The 12,961-nt window shown below is 44.4% G+C and carries 15 protein-coding genes; 14 read left to right on the top strand and 1 reads right to left on the bottom strand.

Going from position 1 to position 12,961, the window contains the following annotated elements:
* Positions 1-79 precede the first annotated feature (79 nt).
* The 14 genes from DW033_RS20320 to DW033_RS20255 all read left to right on the top strand — a co-directional run bounded on the left by DW033_RS20320 (position 80) and on the right by DW033_RS20255 (position 12,522).
* Positions 80-2,215: a SurA N-terminal domain-containing protein gene (locus tag DW033_RS20320; RefSeq protein ID WP_005861564.1), complete on the top strand. Its 2,136-nt coding sequence runs from the start codon at positions 80-82 to the stop codon at positions 2,213-2,215.
* 136 nt (positions 2,216-2,351) lie between these two features.
* Entirely contained in the window at positions 2,352-3,383 is a 1,032-nt protein-coding gene (gene rlmN, locus DW033_RS20315; RefSeq protein WP_057327073.1) for a 23S rRNA (adenine(2503)-C(2))-methyltransferase RlmN, read from the top strand.
* Positions 3,384-3,399: 16 nt separating this feature from the next.
* On the top strand, positions 3,400-4,437 hold the full coding sequence (locus DW033_RS20310) for a DUF4837 family protein (protein WP_008774122.1): 1,038 nt from the start codon (positions 3,400-3,402) through the stop codon (positions 4,435-4,437).
* A 16-nt stretch (positions 4,438-4,453) separates the two neighbouring features.
* Positions 4,454-5,563 (top strand): 4-hydroxythreonine-4-phosphate dehydrogenase PdxA, encoded by a 1,110-nt coding sequence (pdxA, locus tag DW033_RS20305; RefSeq protein WP_005865827.1) that lies wholly within the window; start codon positions 4,454-4,456, stop codon positions 5,561-5,563.
* Positions 5,564-5,731: 168 nt separating this feature from the next.
* Complete coding sequence (locus tag DW033_RS20300) at positions 5,732-6,199, top strand: adenylyltransferase/cytidyltransferase family protein (RefSeq protein ID WP_005861572.1); 468 nt, start codon at positions 5,732-5,734, stop codon at positions 6,197-6,199.
* A gap of 11 nt (positions 6,200-6,210) precedes the next feature.
* Positions 6,211-6,939 (top strand): SDR family NAD(P)-dependent oxidoreductase, encoded by a 729-nt coding sequence (locus DW033_RS20295; protein ID WP_005865829.1) that lies wholly within the window; start codon positions 6,211-6,213, stop codon positions 6,937-6,939.
* Positions 6,940-6,946: 7 nt separating this feature from the next.
* Positions 6,947-7,834, top strand: a complete 888-nt coding sequence (locus DW033_RS20290; protein ID WP_005861576.1) for a CDP-alcohol phosphatidyltransferase family protein — start codon at positions 6,947-6,949, stop codon at positions 7,832-7,834.
* 3 nt (positions 7,835-7,837) lie between these two features.
* Positions 7,838-8,665, top strand: coding sequence for a lysophospholipid acyltransferase family protein (locus DW033_RS20285; RefSeq protein WP_005861578.1), 828 nt, complete (start codon positions 7,838-7,840; stop codon positions 8,663-8,665).
* A 104-nt stretch (positions 8,666-8,769) separates the two neighbouring features.
* Positions 8,770-9,960, top strand: coding sequence for a sigma-54-dependent Fis family transcriptional regulator (locus DW033_RS20280; RefSeq protein ID WP_005865833.1), 1,191 nt, complete (start codon positions 8,770-8,772; stop codon positions 9,958-9,960).
* Positions 9,961-9,964: 4 nt separating this feature from the next.
* Positions 9,965-10,501: an LptE family protein gene (locus DW033_RS20275; protein WP_005861582.1), complete on the top strand. Its 537-nt coding sequence runs from the start codon at positions 9,965-9,967 to the stop codon at positions 10,499-10,501.
* Between the two features lies 1 nt (position 10,502).
* A complete protein-coding gene (locus tag DW033_RS20270; protein WP_122383089.1) occupies positions 10,503-11,270 on the top strand; it encodes a hypothetical protein in 768 nt (255 codons plus the stop codon).
* 7 nt (positions 11,271-11,277) lie between these two features.
* Entirely contained in the window at positions 11,278-11,658 is a 381-nt protein-coding gene (gene secG, locus DW033_RS20265; protein WP_057327074.1) for a preprotein translocase subunit SecG, read from the top strand.
* Positions 11,659-11,949: 291 nt separating this feature from the next.
* Complete coding sequence (locus DW033_RS20260) at positions 11,950-12,270, top strand: DUF4491 family protein (RefSeq protein ID WP_008774116.1); 321 nt, start codon at positions 11,950-11,952, stop codon at positions 12,268-12,270.
* Between the two features lie 51 nt (positions 12,271-12,321).
* On the top strand, positions 12,322-12,522 hold the full coding sequence (locus tag DW033_RS20255; protein WP_005861590.1) for a hypothetical protein: 201 nt from the start codon (positions 12,322-12,324) through the stop codon (positions 12,520-12,522).
* Positions 12,523-12,531: 9 nt separating this feature from the next.
* On the opposite strand, the gene DW033_RS20250 is transcribed toward DW033_RS20255, so the two are convergent.
* Positions 12,532-12,864 carry a hypothetical protein gene (locus tag DW033_RS20250; RefSeq protein ID WP_008774115.1) on the bottom strand — a complete coding sequence of 111 codons (333 nt, stop codon included), beginning with the start codon at positions 12,862-12,864 and terminating at the stop codon, positions 12,532-12,534.
* Positions 12,865-12,961: the final 97 nt, after the last annotated feature.

Here is a 12,961-nt window from a genome sequence, read left to right as displayed (position 1 = left end):
TGCTGTGGAATTTCCTTTTTTTCATATCTTTGTGCCCTTAAAATGTGAAATAATAAACTTTAAAAAATAATAAAGATAAATGGCTACGCTGGAAAAAATTAGAAGCAAAGCAGGACTGCTGGTACTCGTGGTGGGTTTGGCATTGTTCGCTTTTATCATTGGAGACTTTTTAAACTCTGGTTCTACTTATTTTAGGCAATCACAGGAACGGATCGCCGAGATTGATGGAGAGGTTGTAAAAATTCAAGATTATCAAGGTCGCGTTGATGAGATGGCCGAGATGTATAAGATGCAATCCGGTTCAGCCAGCCTGCCCGAGGAATATATGACACAGATTCGCCAGTCCGTATTCGATGCGATGGTACAAGAGGTCGTGTTGGACGAGGCTACTGCTAAATTAGGTATGGGAGTAAGTCCGGAAGAATTGTTTGATATGGTTCAAGGTGAGAATATCTCTCCGTTGATCCAACAAATGCAAATGTTTACGAATCCTCAGACTGGTGCTTTTGATAAGGCCGCTTTGTTGAATTTCTTGAAACAAATCGATTCCGATAATATCGCTAGCTATCCGGCAGATCAACAGGCACAGCTGATTCAAGCTAAGAACTTCTGGTTGTTCTGGGAGAAGAACATCAAACGTCAACGTTTGGAGCAAAAATATACGACATTATTGAGCAAGGCTATTTCCGCGAATTCATTGGACGCTAAGGAAGCTTATAATGATAATGCCGAGAATTCGGATATCATTTACGCTATGCAATCATATGCTACGATTCCGGATTCAACGATTGAGGTAAGCAAGAGCGAGATCGAGAAATTGTATAACCAACGCAAGGAGCTTTATAAACAAAAAGAATCTAAGGTAATTAAATATATCGCCGTAGATATCCGTCCGAGTAAAGAGGATTATGATAAGGCACAGGCCGAGATCGAGAGCTTGAAAGAGGAGCTGGCTACGTCTGAAAGAGTGGCTGATGTAGTAAACGAGAACTCTGAGGTTCCTTATGTTGACGCTTTCTTCACGGAGAAGGCTTTGGATCCGGAGATGAAACAATTCGCTACGACTTCTGAGGTTGGCGCTGTTTATGGTCCTGTATTCGAGAATGACAAATACAGAATGTTTAAGTTAGTCGATAAGACGGTTGCTCCGGACTCAGTAAAAGTTAGCCACATCATGTTGGCCGGTAAATCTGAGGCTGAGACAACTGCTTTGGCTGATAGCTTGATGGGGGCGTTGAAAGGTGGCGCTAATTTCGCTGAATTAGCTAAGAAATACTCAGCAGACCAAGCCGCCGAGAATGGTGGTGAACTAGGTTGGTTTACAGAGGTTACCGCTTTGAGAGGTGTGAATGATGATTTTAAGAAGGCTGTCTTCTCAACTCCATTGAATGAGGTAGCGGTTGTGAAATCTTTATATGGTACTCACCTTGTAAAAGTAACAGAGAAAACAGGAAATGTTGAAAAATATAAGATCGCAGATATCGACATGACTGTATCTCCTAGCTCTAAGACCTATAGCAACATCTACAATGAGTTGAATCAATTCGTATCGAAGAACAACTCTATGGCTAAATTGGAGGAGAATGCGAAGGAAGCCGGTTATAACTTGATTTCAGGTGCAACGGTTACTACGGATGATCAGTTGTTAGGTTCTATCAAGAATTCACGTCCGGTAATTCGTTGGGCGTTCCAGAACGATAAAGGTTCTATCTCTGAGATCTTCGAGTGTAGTGATAAATTTGTCGTGGCTGCTGTAGAAGGAAGTATTTCCGAGGGGTATCGTCCGGTTGATATGGTCGCTCCGGCTTTGAGAGCTGAATTGGCTGCCCAGAAAAAAGGCGATAAGATCGCTCAGGAATTGGCTGCTAAGAATTTAACTTCAGTTGAGGCATATGCTGAAACGATGGGTTCTTCTGTAGACTCTGTAAAGTTCGTGAACTTTGGTACTCGCCGTATCGCTGGTATCGGTATCGAACCGAACTTGAACGCTATGGTTTCTATGGCTCAAGTTGACCAAGTAAGTGCTCCGGTTAAAGGTAACAACGGTGTATATGTGTTCAAGGTATACGCAAGAAATAAAGATGGTAAGGAGTTCAACGAGGCTGAGGAAATCCGTGCGTTGGATGCTTCGAACGCGTATCGTGTAGGATTCCAAGCTATCCAATCTATGGTCAACAACGCTAAGGTGGAAGACAACCGTATCCGTTTCTATTAATAAAGAGTATTTATACTTAAGATAAAAAAGATCCCCTGTTTTGTCGTCAAGATATATTTATTTTGACGGCAAAACAGGGGATCTTTATTTTGTGGAATATTTCTCGTACTTTCGCGAATAAGAAAATATCGATAGCATGGTTGACAAAAGACAATTATTAGGGATGACCTTGGAGGAACTGAAAGGTGTAGCGTCTGAGGTGGGTCTTCCCGCATATGCGGCTAAGCAAATGGCCGATTGGATTTATAAGAAGAAAATAACCCGGATTTCGGAGATGACAAATATAGCGGTAGCCAAACGTGCTTTATTGGAGGATTCATTCGAGATCGGGGCTTATCCGCCATCTGAGTATCAAAAGTCGAAAGACGGTACGATCAAATATCTATATGCTGCCGGACCGGGGCGTTTTGTTGAGTCTGTTTATATTCCTACGGATGATCGGGCGACTCTTTGCGTCTCTTCTCAAGTCGGATGCAAAATGAATTGCTTGTTTTGTATGACGGGAAAACAAGGTTTCACGGCAAACCTGACAGCGAACCAGATATTGAACCAGATCCAGTCCTTGCCGGAAAACGATTCATTGACGAATATCGTTTTCATGGGAATGGGGGAGCCACTGGATAACGTAGACGAGCTTTTCAAGGTTTTGGAAATACTCACGGCCCCGTATGGATATGCGTGGAGCCCGAAGCGTATCACGGTTTCAACCATTGGTGTGACGAAAGGCTTGAAACGCTTTTTAGAGGAGAGCGAATGTCATCTGGCCGTAAGTCTGCACTCGCCCTATCCTATGGAACGTCTTTCCTTGATGCCGGTTGAAAAGGCATTCCCAGCGAGGGAGGTGATCGATTTAATCGAACAATATGATTTTTCGCATCAACGACGTGTCTCTTTTGAGTACATTGTTTTTAAAAATTTGAACGATAGCTTGAAACATGCCGAAGCTTTGAGTTGTTTATTAGGTGGAATTCCTTGTCGGGTAAACTTGATCCGTTTTCATGCGATACCGAATGTGTCTTTAGAGACTTCCGATATCGTTAAAATGGAGGCGTTTCGGGATTTCTTAAACGCCAAAGGAGTTGTATGCACGATAAGGGCATCACGTGGGGAGGATATTTTCGCCGCTTGTGGAATGCTTTCTACCGCGAAAAATGTTACATTTGTATAATATAAAACACACAGGTATGAAAACACGTTCTTTATTCATCGGTATGTTGCTGCTTCTTGTTTTGATGGGAGCATGTAATTCAGGTTCTGTGATGACTCAAGCTACGGGCTTCGCATATGAGGTTGTCGTGGTTATGGATCAAAAGGATTGGAAAGGCCCTGCGGGAGAAGCCATAAAGTCTGAGTTGGCCTCTTCGGTGCCCGGACTTCCGCAAGCCGAGCCTTCTTTGAAGATTACCTACGTACAACCAAAGGATTTTACAGGTCTGTTACGGTATGTAAGGAATATATTAGTGGTTACGATAGACCCCACCGCTTATACGAAAGTTTCTGTAGGCTACGAGAATAATGTCTGGGCTAGAGGGCAGGTGGTTGTTTCGCTGAAAGCTCCTAATACGGAGTCGATCGTCGAGTATTCAAAGACCCATGAGAAGGCGTTGGTCGATTTCTTCGTAAAGGTGGAGATGAATCGTGCGATAGAGCAATTACAAAAGGAATATAGTATGGTGGTTATGGATAACCTGAAAAGCGACCTGAACGTGATGTTAAACGCTCCGGCAAACTTCACGTACTATAAGGATACGACAGATTTCTTCTGGTCTTCCAATAACGCTAACACAGGCCGTATGGACTTAATCGTATATACTTTCCCTTATACTGATCCGAATACGTTTACGGAGGAATATCTGGTCGCTAAACGAGATTCTGTATTGAAGGCGAATCTGCCGGGTTCGTTCCCGGGTTCCTATATGCAAACAGAAACGCGTGCGGGAGTGGAGTATACGCCAATAACCTTAAATGGTAAATATTGTGGCGTGATGCGCGGTTTGTGGAGAATGCAAGGCGATATGATGGGAGGCCCGTTCGTAAGCCACACCCGCTTGGATGAAAAGAATCATCGTGTGGTTGTAGCCGAGGGATTTGTGTATGCTCCGGAGACAGACAAGCGTAATTTCATGCGTAGAATAGAAGCTGCCTTATTTACGTTACGTTTGCCGGGTGAATTTGATGAACCGGTAACTGAGACATTAGATATCCCAAAAGAGAAAAAGTAATAAACAAACAAAATATATGGAAGAACGACTGATTAAAGTGGGGATCACCCACGGAGATATAAATGGTATCGGCTATGAGGTAATATTAAAGACCTTTTCCGATACCCGCATGGCGGAGCTTTGCACGCCGATTATCTATGGCTCGTCCAAGATAGCCGCTTATCACCGGAAGGCATTGGAGCTTCCTCCTATCAATATGAATATTATTTCACATGCGGAGGATGCAGGAGTAAACCGGGTGAACATTATTAACTGCGTGGAGGACGAGACCAAGGTGGAGTTGTCGAAATCTACGCCGGTTGCCGGTGAGTCGGCTTTCAAGGCGTTGGAAGCGGCAGTTACGGATATGAAGCGGGGAGTAGTGGATGTACTGCTTACCGCCCCGATCAATAAACATAATATCCAGAACGAGGATTTTCATTTTCCCGGGCATACTGAGTATTTGGAGAAATGCTTCGGTGGTTTGGATAAAAAAGCCTTGATGATCTTGATGAAAGATGATCTTCGTGTCGCTTTGGTGACGGGGCATATTCCATTGTCGCAAGTTGCGTCTTCCATCAACGTGGGCGATATCGTGAATAAGCTGCGTATTTTCAATCAGTCGTTAAAGCAAGACTTCGGTATTGTGAAGCCACGTATCGCGGTTCTTTCCTTAAACCCTCATGCCGGTGATGCCGGATTGCTGGGTACGGAAGAGGAGACGATTATCATACCGGCAATGCAAGAGGCGGAGAAAAAAGGCGTAATGTCATTTGGCCCTTATGCGGCTGACGGTTTCTTTGGTTCGCAGATGTATGATAAATTTGATGGTGTCTTAGCGATGTATCATGATCAAGGGCTCGCTCCTTTCAAGACGTTGGCGATGGATGACGGGGTGAACTATACGGCAGGATTGCCGATCGTACGGACTTCTCCGGCACACGGAACAGCTTATGACATAGCCGGGCAGAACGTGGCTTCGGAAGAGTCGTTCCGCCAAGCCTTATATGCGGCGTTGGATATCTTCCGGAACCGGTTGCGTTATCAAGAGGCTACCGCCAATCCGTTGCGTAAGCAATATTTCGATAGGGGGGGAGATAATGAGAAACTGGACTTGACGAAAGAGGACGATACGGACGGATTATAGTAGATCTTTCCTGACAAGTTTCAATAAATACATAAAATGTCATGTTAATAACGAATGGATGTTATTGACATGACATTTTTGTATGGGGCGTGGGACGCTTTTTGGTTTTAAACTTTTAAGATAGGAAAAGTTTGCGTAAGTTTGCGGTTTAAAACGAAAATTACGATTATGTTTAAAGACAAAACGATAGTATATACATCCGGGACGTTTGATATGTTCCATTATAATCATCTTAGGATGATCAATTACGCCCGTAGTTTGGCGGATATATTGATCGTCGGGGTTAGTACAGATGAGTTGGTCTCTTCTTATAAAGCGAAGCCGATCATTCCGTTCCATGAACGTTTGCAGATCATCGAGGCGTTGAAGACTCCCGATATCGTTATTCCACAACATTCCTTAGATCATACGGAAATCGTGAAGAAGCTGAATATCGACGCTTTCGTGGTAGGTGATGACTGGTTCGGAAAGTACGACTATCTGAAGGATTTAGGCGTTCAGGTATTTTATTTCCCTTACGGAACGGGGGTTTCCTCCTCGAATCTGAAAAAAACGATACATGATTCTTATGAGGCGAATCTGACAACCCAACGTCAGGCGAAGCCGGAAACAGTGAAAGGATCTGCCGCTAAATAACGATCAGTTTCATGGATAAATTTATTTTAATTACCGGTGGGACAAAAGGGATAGGAAAGGCGGTAGCGTCCTGTTTAGGAAAGGCCGGATATAACCTTATACTGACTTATGCTTCCGACCAAGCGGCGGCCGAGGAGGTACGTAGCGAGTTGGTGGGGCGTTTCGATATACAGGTTTCTATTCTGCGGGCCGATATCTCGGATCGGAATACGATCGGGGTTATCGATTCTTTCTTGGAGGAGAATAGGCTACGTTTGGACGGCCTTGTGTTCAATGCGGGAATGACCTGTCGGGATCCTTTTGAGGAACTTTCATTCGAGGATTGGGAACGGGTTTTCTTTGCTAATATCCATTTCCCGGTCTTTCTTTTACAGAAGATTGTTGGACGGATTAATAAGGGGGGAAGTATCGTGTTTACGGGTTCCTTGATGGGAATACAGCCTCATTCGGTATCCTTGGCATATGGGGTGACGAAAAGTGCTGTTCATGCGCTGGTCAAAAACATGGTGAAGTTCTTAGTTCCCTATGAACTGCGTGTGAATGCCGTGGCTCCCGGTTTTGTCGATACGGAATGGCAGAAAACAAAGCCTGCCGAGATCCGTCGGAATATAGAGAACAAGGTCTCTTTGGGACGGTTCTGCGACCCGGATGAATTGGCGGAAGTTTATAAAATGTTGATAGAGAATAGTTATTTTAATGGCGAGGTAGTCGTTGTGGATGGCGGTTACTCGTATAAATAAGAAACAAATGAGCGAGTTGGATAAGGAATACGAAGCATCGTTAAAGTCGATAGAAACAGAAAATAAGATAGACCGAATTTTTTATCGTCCGATAGGATTTCGTATTGCTCGTATGTTGCGAGGCACGGGGATTACCCCGAATATGATTACGGTTATCTCGATCTTCGTGGGTGCGGCGGTCGGATTTATGTTTTATCACGATAATTTGACATATAATATCTGCGGTATATTATTGTTGGTATTTGCCAATATCCTCGACTGCGTGGATGGGCAGCTGGCACGTCTTACAGGGATCAAGTCCGCTATCGGGCGTATCTTGGACGGATTCGCCGGGGATATCTGGTTCGCTTCGATCTATATCGGATTCGCTCTTCGTCTGTCTCATGATTACGGTACGGATTGGTTCTTTGCCTTGGCGGTCTTATCCGGTCTGTCTCATTTAGTCCAAGCGAATATCACGGATTATTATAAGACGCTTCACCTTTATTTTATCAGTAAGGATAAAGGATCGGAGTTTCAGTCTTTGGAACAGGTGGAGGCGAAACATAAGGAGATGAAGTATGGCATTAACAAGTTTTTCTACTTCTTATATCGTTGGTATACGATGTTGCAAGTGAAGGCTACGCCTACCTTACAGAGTATGTTACAAAATTTGCACGCGAAGTATGGGGATAATATTCCGGAGAATATCCGTGTGGACTTTCGTAAACAGAGTCGTCATTTAATGCGTTACATAGACTTGTTGACCTTTAATGGCCGGACGATGGTTATGTTTGTGATCGTACTAACGGGACAGGTCTGGGCTTATTACCTATACGAGATCATCGTGTTGAACATCGTACTAGCGATAGTGATGAGGAAACACGAGAAGATGTGTGCCTCGTTTTTAGGATAAAGTATGAAGAAGAGTGTTGTTGACATTTACGATTTGCAAGAGATGGCCCCGTTCTTCAAGGGGCGAGTGGGGACATGGTTGGGTAAGTTGCTGATAAAGTGCTTACGTGTGGATCTGGTTAATAAGGTACATGCCCGGAATTGTCATTTACGGGGCGCTGAGTTTACTTCCGCTTTATTGCATGACCCCATTATCGATCTCAGCTATGAGGTTCATAATAAAGAGATTTTAGATCATCTGCCGGAAGGGGCTTTTGTTACCGTTTCCAACCATCCGATCGGGTCGTTGGATGGAATCATGCTGATTGATATTTTCGCTTCCCGCCGTCCGGACTTTAAGGTGATGGTGAACGGCATCTTGACCAAGATCGGGGCGATGGAGGATAATTTCATATCCGTGGTGCCCGATTCCCACAAGCGAGGGGCGAATCCGGCGAATGTCAATGGCGTGCGACTATCCCTGCAACGCCTGAAAGAAGGTCATCCGATGGGTTTCTTCCCTGCTGGAGCGATCTCATTTTATAATAAAAAAGAGAAACAGGTACGGGATTTATCGTGGGCGCATAGCGTGATCCGCTTAGTTCGTAAGGCGAAAGCACCGGTATACCCTGTTTATTTTGATTTCCAAAATACCCATTTTTTCTATTGGCTAGGGAATATCAGCTGGCAAATACGTACCTTGCGTATTCCTACAGAGGCTTTCAATAAGCGTGGAAAGAAAGCGGATGTATATATCGGTGAGCCTATCTCGCCGGAAGAGATCGCCGCCATCCCGGAAGACAAGGATCTTGCCGAGTTCTTGTATAAACGTACATATGGTGCTAAAAAATAAGAAACGACCGATAGAATCTGTTATCAATAGTGGTAGTTTGAATTAAGATTTGTAATTTTGGCAGAGTAACTGAAATAATTACAGATTTTAAAAGTGAAAGAGTGATGAAGGTTGATGTACAACAGATAAAACAGCGTTTTGGGATTATTGGTAATAACCCCGGATTAAATCGTGCGATCGATGTTGCGCTCCAGGTAGCGCCAACCGACTTATCTGTTCTTATTACAGGAGAAAGTGGTGTCGGAAAGGAGACTTTCCCGCAAATTATTCATCAGAACAGTCAGCGTAAGCATGGACAATATATAGCCGTAAACTGTGGCGCCATTCCGGAAGGGACGATAGATTCGGAGCTCTTCGGGCACGAGAAAGGTTCTTTTACCGGGGCGTTGGCCGACCGTAAAGGGTATTTCGAGGTAGCGGACGGTGGAACGATCTTCTTGGATGAGGTCGGAGAGCTGCCAACTCCTACGCAAGCACGCTTGCTTCGTGTGTTGGAGACGGGTGAGTTTATCAAGGTCGGTTCCTCCAAGGTACAGAAGACGAACGTGCGTATCGTTGCCGCTACGAACGTGAATTTAGTGCAGGCGGTTTCGGAAGGTAAATTCCGGGAGGATTTGTACTATCGTTTGAATACGGTGCCTATTCAAGTGCCTCCCTTGCGGGAGCGTCCGGAAGATATCGTCTTATTATTTCGTAAGTTCGCCAGTGATTGCGCCGAGAAATACCGGATGCCGCCGATCCGCTTGGATGATGAGGCCCGTCAATTATTGGTTTCTTACCGTTGGCCGGGTAACGTGCGTGAGTTGAAAAATATCACGGAACGTATCTCCGTAATCGAGGAGACACGGGATATAACGGCGGATGTCCTGCGCCTTTATCTGCCGAACGTGAATGTTGAGAAATATCCGGTATTGGTGAAGCAAGATCCGGATCAAAAGATATTTAACAGCGAGCGGGAGATCCTTTATCAAGTCTTGTTCGATATGAAAAAGGACGTGAACGAGCTAAAGAAATTAGTGCATGATATCATGGGAGGGAATATCCCGATGCCAACGGTGGCAGACGATACCCCTTATGCGCATCCGATCCATCCGGCGGCGGTTCATGCCATGCACCCGACGATCCAAGATGCCGAGGATGTGGAAGAGGAGACTTTATCCTTGGAAGAGGTGGAGAAGGAGATGATCCGTAAGGCTTTGGAGAAGCATAACGGGCGACGGAAGAACGCGGCGGCCGACTTGAAGATATCGGAGCGTACGTTATATCGAAAAATCAAGGAATACAATTTGGAATAAAAATATGCTAAAGAAGATTGTCAACATACGTTTGTCGGCAGCCAATTGGCTTATACTCTCATTTTTGACGGTATTGGCTACGGCTTGCTCTATTTCCTATAAGTTTAATGGAGCCTCTATCGATTATACGAAGGTGAAGACCATTACGATTCGTGACTTCACGAACCAAGCTCCCTACGTGAATCCGACCCTTGCGCCGCAGTTTACGGAGGATTTGAAGGATATTTACATCCGTCAGACTCGTCTGCAACTGGTTCCGAGCAATGGCGACCTTGAGTTGGAGGGTGAGATCACTGGTTACGACTTCGCTCCAATGGCCGTGAAGGAGGATGCTATCGCCTCGCAGACGAGGTTGACGATCACGGTGCGGGTTCGTTACTCCAACCGGGTTAACCCGGATGAGGATTTCGAGCAGTCGTTCTCCGCTTACCGCGAGTTCGACAGTAACTTGATGCCGCAGCAGGTAGAGGGAACATTATGCGAGGAAATCATAGAGGAAATAGTAGACCAAATCTATAACGCTACGGTTGCCAATTGGTAGAATGAGGGCGGAGGATTTATATCGTTTGATGGAGGAGCCTTCGGAATTGACCGAGGGGACTCTTCTTGAGTTGCGACGAATCGTGGAGGATTACCCGTATTTTCAAGTGGCACGGATGTTGTATCTAAAGAATCTGGCCGTATTAAATGATATGAGTTTTACCTCGGAGCTGGAGAAGATGGCGATATTCTTGCCGGACCGGAAAATGCTGTTCCAACTGATAGAGGGAGATAAATATGGCTTGAACTCCCGTGTGGAGCATGAGCCGGATATGCGAAAAGAGGATACTTTCTCCTTGATAGACGCATTCCTCTCTAACCGTAACGAGGAACCGGAGCCTAAGAAAGAAGCCCCGTTCCTGTTCCAGCCATCGGTATCGTCAGATTATATGTTTTGGTCATTATCGAAAGAGGAAGAAGAGAAGCCATCTGGAGAGGATACGGAGAATAGGCTTCGACATCACGACTTGATCGATTCGTTCATTAAAAATGACCAACAGCGTATGCCGGGTAGTGGGCTGGAAATCCGTGAGGAAACCAGCCGTGCGGAGACTCCAGAGTCGGTGAAAGATTTGGATGATGAGCAGTCCAAATCGCTGGAAGACTCGTGCCTTACGGAAACTTTAGCCCGGATTTATATAAAACAGAAGCGATATGATAAGGCTTTGCAAATTATTAAAAACTTAAGCTTGAAATATCCAGAAAAAAATGTTTACTTTGCAGACCAAATCAGATTTTTGGAAAAGTTGATTATTAACACTAAAAAATAAAACTAAGATGTACGTATTTATTTCTATCTTAATCCTGATTGCCTCTATACTATTAATCTTGATCGTGTTGATCCAGAACTCAAAAGGTGGAGGTTTGGCTTCAGGATTCTCTTCTTCTAACCAAATCATGGGTGTACGTAAGACCACAGACTTTTTGGAGAAAGCTACTTGGAGTTTGGCGGGTGCCGTAATCGTACTGAGTATCGTGATTACCGCATTTATCCCCAGAACTGAGCATGCCGCTCAATCAGAGATCAAGCAACAAGTGAACGACGCTGTCTCTATCGATCCTAACACGATCGCTCCGGACTTTGGTACAGCGCAACAACCGGCAGTTCCGGCAGAGGAAACTCCCGCTACTACACCTGCGGAGGAAAGCAACAAATAAGATTGTATTTGAGAATAATATAGAAGCCATATCCACTAACAATGGATGTGGCTTTTTTTGTGCTACTTTAAGTGGAAGCTTCTTTAGGTCTTGATCTTTTCACTTATGTGAAAAGATCGTATCACAAGGGTGAAAAGATCGTATCACGTATATGAAAAGATCGTTTCATCTTTGTGAGACGATTATTGCGAATAGGGGCTTCTATCTCTTCATAGAAAGAAATGATCAGTTAAGTGGAATATTGTTCGTATATTTGTTACATATAATAGTAATAAGTATAAATACTCAGATATGGATATGATAAATTTTGATGGGTTGTTGATCGGTATCGTTACATTTTTGATTATCGGTCTGTTTCATCCGGTAGTCGTGAAGGCCGAGTATTATTGGGGGACGAAATGCTGGTGGATATTCCTTGTCTTGGGGATTTTAGGAGTGATAGCCTCCCTGTTTATAGACAGCGTGTTTGTGTCCGCTATTTGCGGCGTATTCGCCTTCTCATCGTTCTGGACGATCAAGGAGATTTTCGAGCAGGAGGAGCGTGTGCAGAAAGGTTGGTTCCCTAGAAATCCGAAAAGAAAATACCCTTGGGACGATAGTGAGGTGAAATGAATTCTTTTCGTATCTTTGCGCTCGTGAAAGCGATATAAAAGCAATAAAGCTATGAAGACAAAGAGAAAAAAGCAAGATCCGTTAGTCGAGTACATAAAGGCTAACCGGAAAGGCAGTCGTGAGGCCGAGTTAGAAAACCACGGCAGGCCGGTCAGTCATAACCGGATTCATGTATCGAAGAAAGTTTATAATCGTAAAAGAATGAAGGCAGATGCCCAGAGGCATCTGCCTTATTTGTTTTTAGTGGCCTAAAAGGAGACCTTAGTTCGCTGTATTGTTATTGATCGGTGTCTTTTCCTTGAACCACTCCACTAGTATCCCATTCTTGAAGCTTAGGATGTAGTAGCCTTCAGAGTAGTCGGCTATCGTCATGGTTACCGTCTTATAACTGATACTCTCTATCGGGCCGTCGGGGGTTATCCGTGCGCCAGCCGACTCAAAATCCTTTCCTAGTATCGATATAACCTTTTGCTTGGTCATCCCTAGCTCTATCTTATGCATTCGGTTGTCCATTTTATAAGGATTCATTACCGTAGCGCATCCCATCAATAGGAACATTGTCAGCAACACGTATATCCCTTTCACCATCTTCATCTCTCTTTTTGTTATTTGTTGTATTGGGGGCTAAAGTAGACATTATGGCTCACCCGATAAACCTGGGGGATTAAGCATACAGCTTTGTAAGTCTGAA

This window comes from Parabacteroides sp. AF39-10AC, assembly GCF_003635405.1.
GTDB lineage: Bacteria > Bacteroidota > Bacteroidia > Bacteroidales > Tannerellaceae > Parabacteroides > Parabacteroides distasonis.
Note: the sequence above shows the minus strand (reverse complement) of the source record. Positions and strands in the feature narration are given on the sequence as shown.